General features: G+C 49.9%; 16 protein-coding genes. 4 read left to right on the forward strand and 12 right to left on the reverse strand.

From position 1 onward, the window contains the following. Nucleotides 1-38: 38 nt before the first annotated feature. The 12 genes from ACESTD_RS09795 to ACESTD_RS09850 form a co-directional block, all read right to left on the reverse strand. Nucleotides 39-1,286, reverse strand: a complete 1,248-nt coding sequence (locus tag ACESTD_RS09795) for an ABC transporter permease (RefSeq protein WP_005831148.1) — start codon at nucleotides 1,284-1,286, stop codon at nucleotides 39-41. A gap of 36 nt (nucleotides 1,287-1,322) precedes the next feature. Continuing rightward, the gene (locus ACESTD_RS09800) at nucleotides 1,323-2,555 is read right to left on the reverse strand and encodes an ABC transporter permease (protein WP_055288606.1); all 1,233 of its coding nucleotides are present in this window, start codon (nucleotides 2,553-2,555) and stop codon (nucleotides 1,323-1,325) included. Between the two features lie 6 nt (nucleotides 2,556-2,561). Continuing rightward, nucleotides 2,562-3,800 carry an ABC transporter permease gene (locus ACESTD_RS09805; RefSeq protein ID WP_008664742.1) on the reverse strand — a complete coding sequence of 413 codons (1,239 nt, stop codon included), beginning with the start codon at nucleotides 3,798-3,800 and terminating at the stop codon, nucleotides 2,562-2,564. A gap of 31 nt (nucleotides 3,801-3,831) precedes the next feature. Next, the gene (locus ACESTD_RS09810) at nucleotides 3,832-5,130 is read right to left on the reverse strand and encodes an ABC transporter permease (RefSeq protein ID WP_005831154.1); all 1,299 of its coding nucleotides are present in this window, start codon (nucleotides 5,128-5,130) and stop codon (nucleotides 3,832-3,834) included. 52 nt (nucleotides 5,131-5,182) lie between these two features. Further along, complete coding sequence (locus ACESTD_RS09815) at nucleotides 5,183-5,806, reverse strand: GIN domain-containing protein (RefSeq protein ID WP_005831156.1); 624 nt, start codon at nucleotides 5,804-5,806, stop codon at nucleotides 5,183-5,185. A 41-nt stretch (nucleotides 5,807-5,847) separates the two neighbouring features. Next, a complete protein-coding gene (locus ACESTD_RS09820) occupies nucleotides 5,848-7,107 on the reverse strand; it encodes an FtsX-like permease family protein (protein WP_005831158.1) in 1,260 nt (419 codons plus the stop codon). 15 nt (nucleotides 7,108-7,122) lie between these two features. After that, nucleotides 7,123-8,397 (reverse strand): ABC transporter permease, encoded by a 1,275-nt coding sequence (locus ACESTD_RS09825; RefSeq protein ID WP_005831160.1) that lies wholly within the window; start codon nucleotides 8,395-8,397, stop codon nucleotides 7,123-7,125. Nucleotides 8,398-8,451: 54 nt separating this feature from the next. Then, entirely contained in the window at nucleotides 8,452-9,117 is a 666-nt protein-coding gene (locus ACESTD_RS09830) for an ABC transporter ATP-binding protein (RefSeq protein WP_005831162.1), read from the reverse strand. Between the two features lie 159 nt (nucleotides 9,118-9,276). Continuing rightward, nucleotides 9,277-10,572, reverse strand: a complete 1,296-nt coding sequence (locus ACESTD_RS09835; RefSeq protein ID WP_008664747.1) for an ABC transporter permease — start codon at nucleotides 10,570-10,572, stop codon at nucleotides 9,277-9,279. Nucleotides 10,573-10,588: 16 nt separating this feature from the next. Then, nucleotides 10,589-11,908, reverse strand: a complete 1,320-nt coding sequence (locus ACESTD_RS09840; RefSeq protein WP_329779401.1) for an ABC transporter permease — start codon at nucleotides 11,906-11,908, stop codon at nucleotides 10,589-10,591. Then, on the reverse strand, nucleotides 11,905-13,152 hold the full coding sequence (locus ACESTD_RS09845) for an efflux RND transporter periplasmic adaptor subunit (RefSeq protein ID WP_281220489.1): 1,248 nt from the start codon (nucleotides 13,150-13,152) through the stop codon (nucleotides 11,905-11,907). The genes ACESTD_RS09840 and ACESTD_RS09845 overlap by 4 nt, the downstream gene beginning before the upstream one ends. 143 nt (nucleotides 13,153-13,295) lie before the next feature. Then, the gene (locus ACESTD_RS09850) at nucleotides 13,296-14,219 is read right to left on the reverse strand and encodes a glucosaminidase domain-containing protein (protein ID WP_016274394.1); all 924 of its coding nucleotides are present in this window, start codon (nucleotides 14,217-14,219) and stop codon (nucleotides 13,296-13,298) included. Between the two features lie 101 nt (nucleotides 14,220-14,320). Here ACESTD_RS09850 and cdd point away from each other — a divergent pair, with 101 nt between their 5' ends. The 4 genes from cdd to ACESTD_RS09870 all read left to right on the forward strand — a co-directional run bounded on the left by cdd (nucleotide 14,321) and on the right by ACESTD_RS09870 (nucleotide 18,973). Further along, complete coding sequence (gene cdd / locus ACESTD_RS09855; protein WP_005831168.1) at nucleotides 14,321-14,803, forward strand: cytidine deaminase; 483 nt, start codon at nucleotides 14,321-14,323, stop codon at nucleotides 14,801-14,803. A gap of 358 nt (nucleotides 14,804-15,161) precedes the next feature. Further along, entirely contained in the window at nucleotides 15,162-16,799 is a 1,638-nt protein-coding gene (locus tag ACESTD_RS09860) for an ABC-F family ATP-binding cassette domain-containing protein (RefSeq protein WP_217291472.1), read from the forward strand. 105 nt (nucleotides 16,800-16,904) lie between these two features. Continuing rightward, nucleotides 16,905-17,444: a flavodoxin family protein gene (locus ACESTD_RS09865; protein ID WP_022400806.1), complete on the forward strand. Its 540-nt coding sequence runs from the start codon at nucleotides 16,905-16,907 to the stop codon at nucleotides 17,442-17,444. Between the two features lie 32 nt (nucleotides 17,445-17,476). Continuing rightward, nucleotides 17,477-18,973: a 4Fe-4S binding protein gene (locus ACESTD_RS09870; RefSeq protein WP_217291473.1), complete on the forward strand. Its 1,497-nt coding sequence runs from the start codon at nucleotides 17,477-17,479 to the stop codon at nucleotides 18,971-18,973. Nucleotides 18,974-18,976: the final 3 nt, after the last annotated feature.

Here is an 18,976-nt window from a genome sequence, read left to right on the forward strand (position 1 = left end):
GTTATATTGAGAATGAGCACAGATTATTCAAAAAAAACTCACTCATCGTGCAATGCTTCGGCAGGCTGTACCTTCATGGCCCGTGAAGCCGGATACCAGATTCCTGCAATCACCATCAATGCCATCAATATCCAGACAATAGAAACGCATATGACAAATCTCCCCCAAGTGGCATCCGTGGCTTCCGTAAAAGTGACATCTGCCATAACCATATTGATACATATCATCAAAGCGGGGATGGAAGCAAGTGCCAACAGCAGCAACCCTTCACCCAGCAATTGCCAGCGTATTCTTCCGCGGCTGCTGCCCATGGCCATGCGCAAAGCAATCTCGCTGCGGCGATGGCGGGTACGGAACCAAAAAGTTCCCATCAGCCCGATGAATACATTGAAAACAAAGAATATCACAATGAGCCTTGCGCTGCGGATATACGGGGTGATTCCTTCGGCAGCATCCCGCTCTATCTTCTGGTCCTTATAGCTCTGTATGTCGAAAAGATAGAATGGAGCGACCTGCAGCTGCGACATCATATCCTGATAAAAACGAGCTGCAAAATTATCCGTATCCGCCTCCGGACGTATCCGTAGGGAGATGAACGGGAGGTACTGGTCCTCATAGAACCAACCGGGGAAAGGAGTCAGGACAAAAGGTCCGTAACGGGCATAGTCATCCGTCTTCTGCAAGGCACAGACTGCAGAGACACGGTAACGGAGACCTCCGCTGTAATAATCCAGAAACTCGCGGCCCACCGCCCCGGCACTTGTCTGAAAAAGACTGTCTGCCAAATCACGGGTCACCACGGCAGGCAGAGGACTGGCAGTGGAATTCCAATCCGAGACATTCCCCTGCAACAGCGGAATGCGCATGACGTCGAAATATTCGGGAGACACATAGCGCACTGTAGTCTCGACAACATGCACGCTGTCCGTCGTATACCCCTGGTAAACACGCCCGCGGGTATAAGTATCGGTACCCAGCCACGTGGCAGCACTTTCCACTGCAGGATATTGCCTGATACGCCGGAGCACTTCCTCCATCGGCTTGAACCAGAAGGTCTGCAGGCTGTCTTCCGACGTGCACGGCACTATCTGTGTGGGATTGCAGGAAATCCTTATCTTATAGACATGCTCCAAATCATACCCCTTAGGCTGCCGTTCTGCATGGGCAAAGCCATAGAGTACATCCACACAATACCACATCAATGTAAATACAATCAACAGCTCGGCAAACAGCCAGCCGTTACTGCGGCGCTGGTTCCATATCTGGTGTAAAATAGAATGTATCATACTCGTTACTGTTTTAATTGGGATTCGTTTATCCGCTCATTCTCCGCCAAGAACCTCGGCTATAGGGCGACGGGTGGCATGCCAGGCAGGAATAAACACAGAAAGCAGGTTGAACAACAGACACACCACCAATACAGCCACGAAAACCGCAGGACGGAGGAAGAGCCAGACGCTTACATCAAAATTCGTTCCGGGAGCACCATCGCCAAGCATCCAGTCCTTACCCAGCCATAGGAATATGCACGAAAAGAGAAAACCGAGCAATGCGCCGGCAAATGCCAAGGCCAGGTTCTCGCGGAGCAACTGCACCATCAAGGTAGAACGGCTGGCGCCGTATGCTTTCCTTACCGCAAGCTCAGCCATGCGACGGGACATTTGCGAAGATATAAGTCCGCTGACATTGATAGCGGGCACAATAAGCAATATCAAACCCAGGATGATGCAGGTTACGGCAGGACTCATCGTGTCATTACGGAAGAACTGCCGTTCCGTATAGGTGCTGAGGTCGGGAAGCTCCAGTTCATATTCGACCAGTATCTCGTTGAAGCGGGCAAGCGACTGTTCTATCTGCCGCTTGAGTTCCTCTCTGCCGACACCGGGCTTGACAAGGGCCACAGCCTCGAAATCTCCCCGTAGCCCTTCACTGCCCAGACCGGAATCCCGGGTGGAATAAGGCATCCACAACTCTCCATAGGCAAATGTGAACAGAGAGCTCACATCCTTGGTGACCCCGACAATGCGCTTAGGGCGAAAGTTGACAAAATAATTTTTGCCAATGGCTGCTTCGGCAGACCCGAAAGCTTCGCGAGCAAGCTGTTCGCCTATAACCACGACATCCCGGCAAGCATCGAACTCTTCGGTACTGAAAAGACGGCCCGCCACAAGAGGGATATCGTAGACACGCCAATAGTTCAAATCCACCTGACGAACCGTACGGCGCATTCCCCGCACGGGCGAATCCCCACAGTATCTAAGATAGGTAGGTCCCAGATAGGTGACAAGTTCCGCACCCGGAAGTTCTGCGAAAATAGCGTTGACAGCCCGATAAGACATGCCCGTATTGGAATTGCTGTGGTCGGACTTGCGGTAAGAGTATCCATAAGAGGAATATACCATACTACTGCGGCGCGACTCGGGAGCTAAGTCAGCCGTCTGGATGTCATACACCATGTAAATGACCATGACAAAGGTGATGCTCACTGCCGTACCGATGACGGAAACAGCACTGAAAAAGGGATTCTGGCGGATAAGAGCTAAAATTTGTTTCATAGCTTTCTATTCATCGTGCAATGCTTCGGCAGGCTGCACCTTCATCGCCTTGCGGGCGGGAATACCTATACCGATGACAATCATTAGGGCAATCAGCACAAAGCTGATGGCGGCACATAGCAGCAGGCGGTCCCACTCCAACGTCGTACCGTTCCTCCAGGAGTTCAACTCCAGGTGTGCAAGATTATAATCGATGAGCAATGCAACGGGGGTGACAATTGCCAACAACAATATCCCTTCACTAAGCAGCCGGCTGAAGATGGCACGGTCTGTCGCTCCATGCGCTTTGTGCAGTGCTATCTCCGAACGGCGTTGCTGCGTACGGAACCAGAATGTTCCGAGCAAGCCGAGGAAAATGTTCAGCAGCAGGAATCCCATACCCATCACATAGTTACGGATGTCATTGGTCCATGCCTGCTGGTAGTTGCGACGAATATCCTTGAAAGAACGTATCTCCGAAATGAAGATATTGCCTATGCGGAACTGGCTCTCACTGTCTGCCTTCAGCCTCTCAATGAAGTCATTGTCCTGCCCTTCACGGACGCGGACACAAAGTTCGAGACCGATATAGTAGAAACTCTGCTTCACCATCATGGAATATGAGCTTCGCGCCTGGTCATAATCGTGATAGCGTACATTTTGCAGTGCAGCACCCAGCCGGTAGGTCTTCGTAGTATCACCAAAAAGATAGAACCGCTGGCCTACGAGATCTGTCATCCGGCAGTCGTATTTCCGGTAGAGGTTATCCGAAGCCATAAACTCCCCGCGCTCCAACATTTCAGCCAATTGTTCGGGTGTCTCGCCACGCGTGCCCCGATAGCGGAATACACGGGGAAAGTCCGGTGTCACTAACCTGCGGATGGTCCAACCGGGAGAACGCAAAGTGTCATAGCTTACTTCAGCGCCTGAATTGCTTCCGTTGTAAGGATACGAATTCTGCGAAAGGCTGACCGCTTCTATCTCCGGCCGACGACGCAGACGCTCCAACAACTCGGCTATGTCATCGTGGGTCTGCTGAGAGGTATGCCCGGCTATGTAGTCGGGACTTTTGGGTGTCAGTTCCCCCAACTCTATAAGGTAGCAGTGCTCTATATTAAAGCCTCTCGGCTCCAGATAGGTGGCGGCGCGCGTGTAGAGATAGTCTACCACGTACCACATCACTACACTCACTACCAATAACTCCAACACCAACCATAGGTTTGAGAGCCATTCATTCTTTATCTGTGTAAGAAGTTTCTTAGTCATTTTCTTCAATGATTAATGTTTTGTGATGGAGTTATTTATGCAAACGTCCGCCCAATGCATTTACAATCCCTATTCTTGATGCACGCCATGCGGGAATACCGGAACTTAGTAAGTTCAGCACAAAGCAGAACAACAACGCCCAGCCAAAGGTGGAGCCATGCAGCAATATGCTTGCATCCACTGCCGGAGGACTCAGCGTCTGGCTGAATTCCTGCGCAAACAGCAGTGTATTTCCCAAATAAGCGAATGCTACACTCAGCAACAATCCCATCACCCCTGCCAGCAATGTCACCACCAGATTTTCTGCAATGATTTGCCCCATCAGTTCCAGTCTCGTTGAACCGAATGCCCGGCGCACACCAATCTCTGCCACACGCTGGCGCAGACGGCTCTGCGTCATCGAGCTGAGGTTGATGGCAGGAACAATCAGTAGAATGATGAAGATAATGAGACGCTGCCTGCGTGCCTGGTCCACGTCCGGTTCGATGTTGGCAGCCATTCCTGCGGCATTTTTCTCCTGGTCATAAGGACGGTTACGGTAAATCAACGAATAACCATTCTCGCCAATTACAGTGTCGTACTCCTGACGGCGGCGTTCCGTCTCCTCACGAATAGCGGGAAAATCATCACGGCTTTTCGCCAGAATGGTAACGCTCATCATCCCCATATGCTCATCACTCCATGTGCTTTTCGTTATCTCAGTAGAAGTATAGGGCACCCATACCTGCGCATAGGCAGTGTTGGCCAAAGTAGAAACATCCTTCACTACACCGGACACTGTATAAGGAGCATGGTTCAAAAGGAATTCGCGACCAACAGCCTCCGTTGTCTGGAATAACCTGCGCGCTACACTTTCCGTAATTACCGCTACGGGTAGTCCGGCATCGAATGTAGCCTGGTCATAAGGTTTCCCGGCAACAAAAGAGAAATCAAACACACGCCAGAAAGTATCATCTGTCTGCAACAGGTCGATACCCGTTGCAGGTTGTCCCGGCAGATTCACGGGGGTAGAAATGACCATACAGGTATAAATCGTTACTGCTTCGGGGGTCTTCAGCGATTTGAAGCACTCAAGCGCAGTCTTTATCCCCATCGGTCCGTTGGAACTGTTTCCCTCTCCCCAGCTTTTGTTGGTGATGCTCATATAATGCACATGTAGAAAGCGGTCGCGGTTGCTCTCCGGAGCAAACGGAGCTACCTTCACCTGCTGCATCATCACCACCAGCATGATGAGGAAGATGGCAAGTGCCGTACCGGCTATGCTGACGGCACTAATCATCGGTTGCTGCCGCAACTGTGCCCAGGCTTGTGTGAAGTATTGCTTTATCATATTGATATTTACGATTAGACGATTTACTATTTACGATTGGTGTTACCGCTACTCAACGGCCCACCTTCAGGTTACATGTATTCACTCCGCCTATGCCTCCTTTAGAAATGTCAGCATGCCCGGCAGTTCCGCTCAAAGTGACGTCACCCACACCACTCATTCTGGCAGTCAAATAATCGCAGACTACATGAATATCGGCGCTACCTACTCCGCGTAAAGTAACTTTCAGCTCGTCACACGTCAAATCGGATACATTCACTTCACCCACTCCCTTTACCTCAAATGACACTTCATCCAGTTTCAAGGGCTTCTCACAATTGAATTCCCCTACACCGGTAAACTCCACCTTCTTCAAATCAGGAGCCGAAATCCAAATGGTCACGCCATCTTTCTGATTTCTCATGCTCTTGTTTTTCCTATCCTTGAAGCCTATCAGCAGACAGCCGTCCTTCACTGTGGTTTCTGTATTCTTCACGTGCTTCTCCTTACCTTCAATCTTGAAAGAATAAGTGTCACTCTGTGTAAAATAAATTGTTCCCACAGACGTTATCTCAATGGACGAAAAGGCATCCACTTTGCGCACTTCACTCACTTTGGTATCTTGTGCATAAACACTCAGCATACCTACAAATGTCAATATCAATGCAATGATAATACCTACTATATTAGTTTTCATTTTTCTTCTTTTTTATTGTTAATCCTCTATTGTTTTTCATACTACTCTTCATGCAACGCCTCTGCCGGCTCAATCTTCATAGCCTGCCGTGCCGGAAACCATATTCCAATCACTACCATCAGAGCTATCAGTAACCAAGCCCCTAGAGAACCTGCAAGGAAGCGTATCACACTCCACTCTATCGGCCAAGTGGATATGAGAGAGGTACGTCCTATAGTAAATTCCGCCATCCCCACATTGTAGCATACAACCATGGCAGGCAATGTCACTAACGCCAATAACAGTAACCCCTCACCTATCAGTAAACGAAACACACCGCCACGCGTACTGCCCATCGCCATCCGTAGAGCTATCTCCGAACGGCGGCGGCGAGTACGGAACCAGAAGGTGCCTATTAACCCCAAAAATACATTCACCAGCAGGAAGAGCACCACCACAGCCTGACTGTTCACCTTATCCGTATCGCCATTCATCACCTCGAACTGCAACTGTTGTTCAGTATAGGGAGCGGCATCTGCCACAAACGCATTGTCCGTGTCCAGTTTAGGCGCTATTTCGCGCAGAAACTTCTCCCGATAATCCGGTCCGTCGGCAGCAGGCTTCACGCGGAAAACAATCTGCGACCAATTGTCGGCAAACTCTGCCTTAATCATATTCTCTCCCAAATGATAAAAGAACCAAGGTTCCTCAACTCCATAACGATAGGAACGGAAAGCACCGGTCTTCCCCATCTGCTTGATGATTGTAACAGAATCACCATTACCTAACGGCGTAGTCTGCGAAAACTCCGGCATTTTCTTACGAAAACGTTCAAAAGCGGCATTACTCAGTGTCACATTGTTCCATCCTGCGGGAGTGTCCCGGAACGGGTGACGCGGGTCCTCACTTATCCGGAAAACATCCATATATCCTCCAGTCGTATAAATACAGCGTCCTTGCACCCAGGAAGTATCTTGCACAACCAACGCATTGTAACTATTACTGCCACTCATCGGAAGGCTCCAATAACAAAGGGCAGCTGCCTCTACGGAAGGCTCTTGTTCCAATTTCGCCAATATACCCAGATATTTATCGGCATCAGTCAGACTCGTATCCCGACTTTCTCCACCTACAACGGTGGATAATTTATAGACATGTTCAATATTATAACCCAGCGGACGGTAGAAAGTATATTTCATGCATCCCAGTGAGTCACAGAGGAACCACATCACGATGAATACCAAGAACAATTCAGCCAATACCCAGCCGTTACTGCTGAAGCGTGCCTTTATCATACGTAAGTTATGTATCGTAAATTTCATATCAAGTACCTCCTTCTATTTATCATTCAAAGAATCTACAATAGTGCGCCGTGCCGCTATCCATGCAGGCAGTGCCGCACTCAACAGATTGATGACCACACAGAAAACAAATGCCAGCAGGAATACCCACGGACTAAACAGCGCCTCCATGTTCAAGCTGAACTCGCCCGACGTACCCACATTCTGATTATTGGTGAACAGCCACATACGCATGGCATATACTGCCAAATAACTGAAAAGCAGTCCCACTACTCCACCCAGTAATGTCAACATCAGATTTTCGTTCAGTATCTGCCGCACAAGCACACTTTTCGTTCCTCCAAAAGCCTTACGTACACCTAATTCAGTAATACGTTGCTGCATGCGGCTGTTACTCAAGCCACACAGATTGAGTGACGGTACCAACAAAATGATAAATAAAGCTACGGCATATTGAAGATAAAGCATTGTCAAGTCTGGCCCTACATTAGCCCATACGTGGTTGACGTGCGCCACGATATTGTCCGGCTGTTCCATGATGTCTATCTGTTTATTACCCAATCCGGCATTAACACGTTCCACCTGCTTGGCAATGCCCTCCCGGATGGCAGGAAAGTCATCGGATGTACGTGCCAATACAGCAATCTGCATGCCTCCCAAATAACTGTGGACTCCGGTAATTTTCAGTTCGTCGGCACTGTACATACCCCATACTTGTGCATATGCATCCTTAGCAGTGACGGAAACATCTTTCACCACTCCCACGATACGCGCAAGTTCCCGGTTCAGCAGGAATTCCTGTCCCACTACATCTGTACTTCCATACAGTTTCCGCGCTACAGACGCACAAACTACTACAGCCTTGCTTTCTCCAGCACGGTCGGCTTCGCTGAAGCCGCGTCCGGCAAGAAACTGCATGCTGAACACTTTCCAGAAGTCGGGATCTGTCCGCATAGCATCCACTTTCACCCGATTGTTACCGTCAGTCAACGAAGCCAACGACAAACCGGCTGGGGAAAATGCCGTACAGTATTCCACTTCGGGCACCGGCTGCACGCATTCTTTCATAAATGCCGCCGAAGGATTACTCCAATTATTATTGCCGTCCTTTTCCTTGTCGTATACGTGCATAGCGGAAAAGTAAAGACACCGACTGCGGTTCACTTCCGGTTCCAAGTCAGCATATTTCGTCTGCCAAGTAATCACAATAGCCATAATCATGGTGATAGCAAAGGCCGTACCCAATATGGAAATCGTACTTAGCAGCGGATTCTGCTTCAAGATTGTAAAAGCTTGTCTTACGGTTTGCATTTCATTTATTGATAGTTGATAATTAATAGTTGACAGTTGGCTGTTAAGCAGTAATTATTCCACCTGACGTCCGTCGAAGAAGCGGACGGTACGTGAGGTCTGTTTGGCCTGCTCTTCATTGTGGGTCACCATCACGATGGTACGTCCGTCTTCCTTGTTCAGTTGATGCAACAGTTCCATGACTTCGGCACCCATCTTGGAGTCCAGGTTACCGGTGGGCTCATCGGCGAGGATTATCTCCGGGTTGCCGATAATGGCACGGGCAATGGCTACACGCTGGCACTGACCGCCGGAAAGCTGTGTAGGCATGTGACGCATGCGGTGGCTCAAACCGACCTTCTTCAATACCTCTTCCGCCAGATGACGGCGTTCCTTGGCAGACACCTTTCTATACAGCAAAGGCAGCTCCACATTATCCAGCACATTCAGCGAATTAATCAGATGGAAAGACTGGAACACAAAACCCAGCTTCTGGTTACGGAAAGCAGCCAGCTCCTTGTCCTTCATGCCGTCCACTTTCGTACCGGCTATTTCGATGGTACCGCTGGTGGGTGCATCCAATAAACCCATAATGTTCAGCAACGTAGATTTTCCGCAACCGGAAGGTCCCATGATACTGAGAAATTCTCCCTTGTTCACTTCGAGGTTTACATTTTCCAATGCCACGGTTTCAATCTCGTTTGTACGATAAATCTTGTTGATGCCAGTTAACTTAATCATAATGGTAAGTATTTAATTGTTATTATTCTGTTCCGTTTCTATTCCGCACAATTTCTGTTTCAAGAGGTCAAAAGTTGTGCCAAAACCGTTTATTATTGATTATCTGCTATTTATACATGCAGTAAGGTGTCCGAAAATGAACACCTTGTCCGTTTTCATCTATTCGTCACGCAGAGCTTCCGTAGGTGGAATGCGGCTGATGTTGCGCGCTGGGATATAGATTCCCACCAACACTACCACCAGCAGTATCAGAAAGATGACGAGCGACACGAGCAGATAATGCGAGGTGAAATCCGACACCCAATAGCTCTCTGTACTCTCCACCCAATTCTGTCCTTTGGCCAGCCCTTCTTTCAGTGCATATTGCAAATAAAGCAGAAAACCAGTCAGTGAAGCGACCACGGTCAATACCGTGCCTTCGCCCATCAGCAGGCGGACAATGTCACTACGTGTAGCTCCGAACGACAGCATCACTCCCACTTCCTCGCGCCTCGTACGTGTCTGCAACCAGAAGGTACCGATGACACCCAGGCAAAGATTCACCAGGAAGAAAGCCGCCATCGCCAGATTACGGCGGTAAATCGGTGTGGAATTGCTGGCTTCGCTCTCCGTTATAATCTGCTCATAGGAACGGACACTGCGAGCAAACAGATTGCCCCGCCTCATCTCCTTCACCATCCAAGGACGGAAATCGTGCAGAAAACGCTCCATGCTGACACCCTCTTTGAGACGTACCAGGATATGGGCACTTTCAGGGATATAACTTGTATCGATGGTAAGCATCGGCATAAATGCAACGGGGACGGGACGCCACTCGCTATACATCTTCATGGCTCCTATCGTACCGACAACCGGCATGTACAAGGTATCTCCATGGTCTCTGCTTATACAGCGTTTGCCATGCGCGTCTTTGGTATGGAACAACTGTTCGGCAGCATTCTCCGTCAGTACAATGTCATTCGGGGCATAGGCGTAGTCGGACAGCTGTCCGGGTGTCCGCCCCTTACCGGAACGGAAACCATACGTATCGAAAAAGTTCGTATGAGGCAAAAATTGTATCATCATAATAGATAAGGGAATCGTATCCCCTTCGGCAAACAATTGACTATTCGAACTTCCCGAAGAATTGGGATAACAGAATCCCAGCACGGGAGTGGCCGATTCCACACCGTCAAAGTCCTTGACATAACGCACCAAATTATAATAGTTGTCCACCAACGTAGCAGAGTCCTGCGCTTCGGCATCGTATCCCGGTGCCTGGGGCTGCAATGCGCCCAATGAAATGAGGCAAAGCCGCTCCGCATCATAGCCCAACGGGATATTACGATCGTGCGTGACCACAATCACCGGGTCCAATACAACCCAACTGATGATACTCACCAATATCAATTCGGCCAACAACCATCCGTTCTTGCGGCGGCGCGCCCAAAGATTCTTCCATATTAACTTAAACATACCAACCTCCCGTGTCTTATCGTTTTTCATTCAGTGAGTTCACAATCGGTTTCCGCAAGGAATACCACGCCGGTATAAGGGCCGACAACAGATTCAGCACGACGCACAGCGCCAATGCGGCGAGAAAAACCAGCGGAGCAAACAGCATTTCACCCGATACGCGGACATCCACCCCTTCGGGTACCATATTCGGCCAACTGTCGAATACCGTAAATATCCACTCGCGTCCCACGTAAAGTGCCAGCCATGCCAGCAGCAAGCCCAATGCTCCGCCCAGTGCGGTCAGCAGCAGGTTTTCCCACATCACTTGTGAAAGCAGTATCTTACGTCCGGCTCCAAACGATTTCCGCACGCCCATCTCTGCCAGACGTCCCTCCATACGGCTCGATATCATGCCGCTCAGATTCAGGGCAGGCACCAACAGCAATACGAGCAGGACAAGCAGAAAGTGGCGCACTGTGGCCCAAAGGTCAAACTCCATACTTGCATAAGTCTTGAAGACACTCAACAGATGGAAGGTGGGCTGCTCCCAGAAATCTACTTTCCATTCATCGGGATGCATAAGATTCTCCTTGCGGCAGATTTCCTTTATCTCAGCCCGCAGAGCATCTCCCTGCTTACTGTCCTGCACCAGAAAGGTAGCACTGAAAGCTCCCAGATAGGGAAGGTCGTACTTGGGAGTGCTGTAATCGGGCGACACCGTATAAGGTATATAAAGCTGTGCATAGGATTTAGAGGTGAGGTAACTGGCACTGCGCACCACCCCACAAACCCGATAGTCGATATAGTTCAGGCTGAACGAGCGTCCTACTACCTCTTCCGTCGTACCGAACAAGCGGCGTGCCAAATCATCGGTAATGACAGCAGTGGAAATGCCACTTGCCAGGTCGGATGCCGTGAATGGACTACCTTCCAGGAATTGGAAAGAATATATCTTGAAAAAAGCAGGGTCTGTCAACTTTACCATAACCGGAAAATCACCGCTGCGGTCGGCAGGCTGTATATAACTGTTTTCCGACAAATCATTATGCAGCTCGGCCGAAACGACAAGGGCATTCTCTACGGGATAGAACCAGTCTTGCAGTGCCTTGTAGGAAACAGCCCATTGCATGGTCCTGGTATTGTTGCCGCTTCCCTGCGTGAATTTTGAATTGCTGAGGTAAAGCGTATTCATGCGGTTTGCCTCTGGATAGACGGGCGCAATCTTCACATAATACACCACCGCCATAATCATTGTCATGGCAATGGCCAGCCCCGTACCCACAATGTAGAGCATGCTGAACAGTTTATTCTGCTTCAACAGCTCCCAGGCTTGTTTCAAGTAAACCTTTATCATTTTAGCTTCAACTTATTCTTGTTCTTATAGTTACTCATATCGCTCACCACCACTTCATCACCCGGTTGCAAGCCACTGACCACTTCTACAAACTCAAAGTTGGAATCGCCCAGCTGCACCTTGCGCTTTACAATTTCCTTGTCGGAATTGCGTACAAAAAGTTCATACTCCCCACGTCCCACATAATAGCTGGCATTGGCTATGCGCATCACGTCTTCCTTCACTGCATTCATCACATAGACGTCGGTTTTCAGACCGGAACGCAGTCGGCGGTTGTTGTCCTCATTCAACTGCACGGTAAAGGAGATGACGCCATTCTTTGAAAGCGGAGTAACACTGCTTACGGAACCTTCCAGCTTTTCGCTGCCAATCTTCACAATGGCCTTGCCGCCGGCAGCCACACGGTCACCGTAAGTATCGGCAATCTCGCCTTCCACCTTGAAGTGACTCAAGTCGGAGATGACGGCAATCTGTGAGCCTTCGGGAACCTGGGCACCAATCTGATTGTTGATATAAGTAAGGATGGCCTTCCGGGGCGAACGCACCTGCGCATCGTCGAGCGTACGTTTGGTTTCGGCCAGTGTCTTCTGGAACATGCTGAAATCCAGTTCCTGCACTTGGTATTCTGCAGCCAGCACTTCCTTCTCGTTGGCATACTGCTGCTGTAATTGCTCGTATTCCAGTTGTGCTACGTTGTAGCTCAGTTCGGCTTGGCGCACTTTGTCGGTGGTGCCGGAACCGAGGCTATCGAGGTACTGCTCGTTACGCAGTTCCACCTTCATGCGGTCCAGCTTCATGGCGGAGACTTTGATTTTCATCTGAAGGTCGGTCAGCTTGGTCTGGTTGTCGAGTTTCAGCTGTTTCAGCTTGTAGCTGCGCATCTGCTCTTCATCCAGCATCTTTTTGTAGTCGGTTTCGGCGCTCTGCAAGTCCAGTTTCAGGATGGGGGTACCTACATCCACGCTGTCGCCACCTTTTCTGTACACTTCCAAAATGCGGGTATTGATGGGCGAGTTAATGATTTCCTCGAATGCCGGGACCACCTTGCCGGAGGCGCTGACGCTGACTTCAATCGTACCTTTGCCCACTTGGGAGAAAACAAGGTCTTTCTCCTTCACTCCCGTACGCATCAATGAAATGAGTACACTGACCACTACGATACCTGCCACGCCGATAGTACCGTAGCGGATGATTTTCTTATTGCGTTCTTTATTACGCACTTCTTTCGGAATTTCTCTATCCATATCTTTAAATTTTATCGTTTGCGAACATAACGCTTAATATATACTAAATCCATGCCAAAATCATAAACCCCTGAAAGTAAGCGAAAAAAGAAAAAAGAAGGGTGTCCGTTTTCGGACACCCTGTACATTTTCGGATAGCTTCTTTATCTTAATCTCAATCTGTCGCCAATCTCCGGCACGTATTCCGCATCCTTGCGATTCATCTTATAAAGGTTCTTCAGACGAATGCCGTACTTTTGGGAAATGGAGTGCATGGAATCGCCATCCTTCACTATGTAAACGGTATGGGGTTTGGCGGCCTTCTTGCGCTTTTCTTTCAAGTAAATAATGTCTCCCGCCTCCAGTGTATATTCTTTATGGAGGTCGTTGTATTTCACCAGCTTCTTCCAGCTGATGTCAAACTCCTTGCCCAACACCTGGAAGGTGTCTCCGTCGCGTGCCACTACATAAGCTATATCGTTGGCAATGTACACCTGATGCGGATTGGCCAGCCAAGGCTTCTTTTTCAGTTCCTTCTCCCAGCTGCGGGCATCGCGCTTGCTCATGCCACGGCTGTCGTACTTATACAGTTCATAATCCTCGATAATGGTTATCAGTCGGTTGGCATACGACGGGTCGGTAGCATAGCCAGCCTTCTTCAAGCCGCGCGCCCAACCCTTATAGTCCGTAATCTTCAGTTTGAAAAGAAAAGCATAACGTGCTCCCCTTTTCAAGAAATCGGAATGGTCTTCATAAGAGTCTTTCGGATTGCGATAAGCGCGGAAACATTCATTGCGGGCATCGTCATCATGCCTCACTGTCCGTCCGCGCCAGTTGCCTCCGCACTTGATGCCGAAGTGGTTGTTGCTCTTGCGCGCCAGCGCGCTGTATCCGGCACCGCTCTCCAACAGCCCTTGGGCCAGCGTGATGCTGGCAGGTATCTTATGACGCTGCATCTGCTCCACGGCAAGGGGGGCATACTGTTTGATATACTCATTGTAGCGGGCATTCCGGCGTTGTGCCTGCACTGTTGTAATGGAAATAAAAAGAAATGCTATGATAGCAGTCAGTCTGAAAATCCGTTTCATGCTTAAAATGTTGAGTTCTGCACAAAAGTCCGTAAAAGAATTGAAATAACCAATCTCTTTTCTATCTTTGTAACATTAATTACAATATAACCCTTTGCCTTATGAAAGAATTAAATATCGAAATCGCCGTCAAGATATACGACTATGAAGAACTGGATGCCGCCGACCGCGAACTGATGGATGCCGCCCGCGAGGCTACCAACCGCAGCTATGCCCCTTACTCCCACTTCTCGGTAGGAGCTGCGGCCAGACTGGCAAACGGTATTGTAGTGACCGGCACCAACCAGGAAAACGCCGCCTATCCTTCCGGGCTGTGTGCAGAACGTACCACCCTATTCTATGCCAACTCCCAACATCCCGACCAGGCGGTAACCACCCTCGCCATTGCCGCACGCAACGAGCACAACGAATTCCTGGAGTCTCCCATCCCTCCCTGCGGCGCCTGCCGGCAAGTGATGCTCGAAACGGAGAAGCGCTTCAAGCATCCCATGAGGGTGTTGCTATATGGCAAAAAGGGAATCTACGAGCTGAAGAATGTGGGAGAATTACTGCCACTCTCGTTCGATGCTTCGGCCATGAAGTAACAGTACCAATAAAGTATTAACATCGTGTCTGCAGGAAGTTAATTTCTTGCAAACACGATATTAACTTCTTGACGACACGATATTAATATCGCAAAAAACCTTTGTTATTCAGTGGAAATCATTACCTTTGCACCCACTAACCAATTAATTCCACCGATGAGAATATCCGACTAAAGACAACACGTTTCGGTAAACATCACTATCAACATGCTTTTTCAGACTGAACGCTGAGCATCACCTATATAGATGTTTAGCCAATGCTGTGTTTGTCCGTACCCCTCCCCTTCGAGAATTTCAATTTCGGGGAATGCTTGCATCTCCCCTATCATTCTTACTTCTAAAAACACAGTAGAAACTTATGAGCTTTATCATTAAAGACCTTAGCTATATCCATGCAGATAAGGAAATCTTGTTTTCACACCTCCACTTGAGTATCAACTCCGAAGATAAAATAGCCCTGACCGGAAATAACGGTTGCGGCAAGTCTACCCTCATGCGCATTTTGGCAGGAGACTTGTCACCAAGTTCGGGAACGGTGCTACGCCCCGAACATCTGTACTACGTGCCCCAGCACTTCGGACAATACGACCGGCAGACAATAGCACAAGCTTTGGGAATCAGCCACAAGCTATCTGCCCTGCATGCCATCCTAAGCGGTGACGCTACCGAAAAGCACTTCAATACGCTCAATGATGACTGGAACGTGGAAGAACGCGCCCAGGCTTCTCTCGACAGCTGGGGACTGGACGGTATCACACTCTCCCGTCCGATGGAAGGACTTAGCGGCGGCGAAAAGACCCGCATCTTCCTGGCAGGCATGGAGTTGCACAACCCAACAGCCATCCTGCTGGACGAACCGACCAACTATCTGGACGCGGATGGACGGGAACGTCTGTATAACTTGATACGACGGACATCGGCTACCGTGCTCGTCATCAGTCACGACCGCACGCTACTGAATCAGTTGCCTGCCATCTGCGAACTCTCCTCCCAGGGATTGACGTATTACAGCGGAAACTACGACTTCTACAAAAAACAGAAGACCCTGCAACAAAACGCCCTCACCCAACAACTAGAAGAGAAGCAGAAAGCCCTGCGCCTTGTACGCAAAGTGGCACGCGAAGTAGAAGAACGGAAGGCCAAACAGAATGTGCGGGGAGAAAAAAACTCCATTAAAAAGGGGATTCCCCGCATCATGATGGGAGCACTGAAAAACAATGCGGAAAACAGCAGTAGCAGACTCAGCAGCATACATGCGGAGAAAGCGGAAAAGCTGCAGACGGAAATGGCAGGCATCAAAAGTTTACTGTCGCAGACGGACAAGCTGAAAACAGACTTCAACACCTCCCATCTGCATACGGGCAAGATTCTGATTACGGCAAGGAACGTCAACTTCCATTATCCCGACCATACAGCCTCCCCCGCAGAAACACCCCACACGGAGACGGCTGCAAAGAGTCTCTGGGCTTCTCCCCTCACCTTCCAGCTAAGAAGCGGCGACCGCCTCAGCCTGAAAGGAAAAAACGGCAGTGGAAAAACAACCCTGCTGAAACTCATCATGGGCGAATTGCACCCCACCGACGGAGTGATGGAGCGTGCCGGCTTCACCTCCGTCTATCTGGACCAAGAATACTCCCTCGTCCGTAATGAGCGCAGCGTACTCCAACAAGCAGAAGCTTTCAACCACCGCCACCTGCCGGAACATGAAGTGAAAACCATCCTCAACCGTTACCTCTTTCCCCGCGACGTGTGGAACAAGCCGTGCGGCAAACTGAGTGGCGGCGAAAAGATGCGCCTCTCCTTCTGCTGCCTGATGATTGCCGACAATACCCCGGATATGTTCATTCTGGACGAACCCACCAACAATCTGGACATCGAGAGTATAGAAATAATAACGGCAACGATACGCGACTACGCCGGCACCGTAATTGCCATCAGCCACGACCGGGAGTTTCTGAAAGACACCGGCATCGAACGGGAGATACTTTTGGAATGAATCAGTAATTTAGGTAACAACAACCGTAATTTGTATACTGCCATTCTCATAAAACCTGCCTATTTTTGCAGCACGTAATCATTTACTAACTAACGAACAACGAATATGAGCAAAAAAGTATTAATCCTCTCCTCCAGTCCCCGCAGGAATGGAAACTCCGACCTCTTGTGCAACGAATTCATGCGCGGTGCCGCAGAAGCCGGACATCAAGTAGAAAAGATTTTCCTGAAAGACAAGCACATCAACTACTGCACGGGATGTAGCGTATGCAGCATGTACGGCAAACCCTGCCCACAAAAGGACGATGCCGCCGAAGTGGTGGAAAAGATGATTGCCGCCGACGTCATCGTCATGGCAACCCCCGTCTACTTCTACACCATGAGCGCGCAGATGAAGACACTGATTGACCGTTGTTGCGCACGCTACCTTGAAATAAAGGACAAGGAGTTCTACTTCATCATCGCCGCCGCCGAAGAAAGTGTCCCCATGATGGAGCGTACCATCGATGGTTTCCGTGGCTTCCTCGACTGCCTGGAAGAGCCCAAAGAATGCGGCACCATTTATGGCGTGGGTGCCTGGAAGGTGGGCGAGATAAACGACAAGCCTTCCATGCACGAAGCCTACGAGATGGGAAAAAAGGTATAAAGAACGAATACTAACCGCTATACAATACATTTATGCTACGTACCATCAGACTGACCCTTGCCGTCATCTTCTTCGCACTCATCACGCTGTTGTTCCTCGACTTCACGGGAACACTGCATGCCTGGTTCGGATGGATGGCGAAAATACAATTCCTGCCGGCCGTGCTGGCACTGAACATCGGTGTAGTGCTGTTTCTTGCAGTGCTGACCTTGGTATTCGGACGCATCTACTGCTCCGTCATCTGCCCGTTGGGAGTATTCCAGGACATTGTTTCCTGGCTCTCCGCCAAACGGAAGAAGAACCGTTTCCGCTACTCGCCTGCACTGAAATGGCTACGCTATGGTGTGCTGGGAGTATTCGTACTTGCCATTATCGGCGGACTGAACTCTTTTGTCGTGCTGCTGGCCCCTTACAGCTCATACGGGCGCATCGTTTCCAGCCTTTTCTCCCCACTCTACCAGTGGGCAAACAACGGACTGGCCTACCTGGCCGAACGTGCTGACAGCTATGCCTTCTATGAAACGGATGTATGGATGAAGAGTCTCCCTACCCTGCTGATTGCCACGGTCACTCTGGTGGTCCTCATCGTGCTGGCATGGCGAGGTGGACGTACCTATTGCAACACCATCTGTCCGGTAGGTACAGTGCTTGGCTTCCTCTCGAAGTATTCCTTGCTGAAACCGGTGATTGACACAAAGAAGTGCAACAGTTGCGGACTTTGTGCCCGCAACTGCAAGGCATCGTGCATCAACATCAAGGCACACGAAATAGATTACAGTCGTTGCGTGGCATGTATGGACTGTATCAACAAGTGCAGGAAAGGTGCCATCACTTACACACGCCGCAAGCCGGCCTCCGCTGCTGTCTCCCAGGAAACCTCCGTGGCACCGGAGCAGGTAAACGACGCCCGCCGCGCATTTCTCTCTACAACTGCCGTGTTTGCTGCTACGGCAGCCCTCAAGGCGCAGGAGAAGAAAGTGGACGGTGGACTGGCTGTCATCGAGGACAAAAAAATCCCCGAGCGCGCCACTCCCATCACTCCTCCGGGCTCACTGAGCGCCCGCCACTTTGCACAACACTGCACAGCCTGCCAGCTCTGCGTATCGGTATGCCCCAACCAAGTGCTCCGTCCTTCTTCGGACTTGACAAAACTGATGCAGCCGGAAATGTCCTACGAACGCGGTTACTGCCGCCCCGAATGCGCCAAGTGTGCGGAGGTGTGTCCTACCGATGCCATCCATCTGACAAGCCTCGCCGAGAAATCGGCCGTCCAAATCGGTCATGCCGTATGGATTAAGGAGAATTGCATCTGCATCACAGACAAGATGGAATGCGGGAACTGTGCCCGCCATTGTCCGGCCGGTGCCATACAGATGGTTCCTTCAGACCCGGAAGACGAAGCCTCCATCAAGATACCGGTAGTCAACGCCGAACGCTGTATCGGATGCGGAGCATGCGAGAACCTTTGTCCGTCGCGTCCGTTCAGTGCCATTTATGTGGAAGGCCATGTGATGCACAGAACTGTCTGAAGC

Source organism: Bacteroides sp. AR20, from assembly GCF_964250605.1.
GTDB lineage: Bacteria > Bacteroidota > Bacteroidia > Bacteroidales > Bacteroidaceae > Bacteroides > Bacteroides uniformis.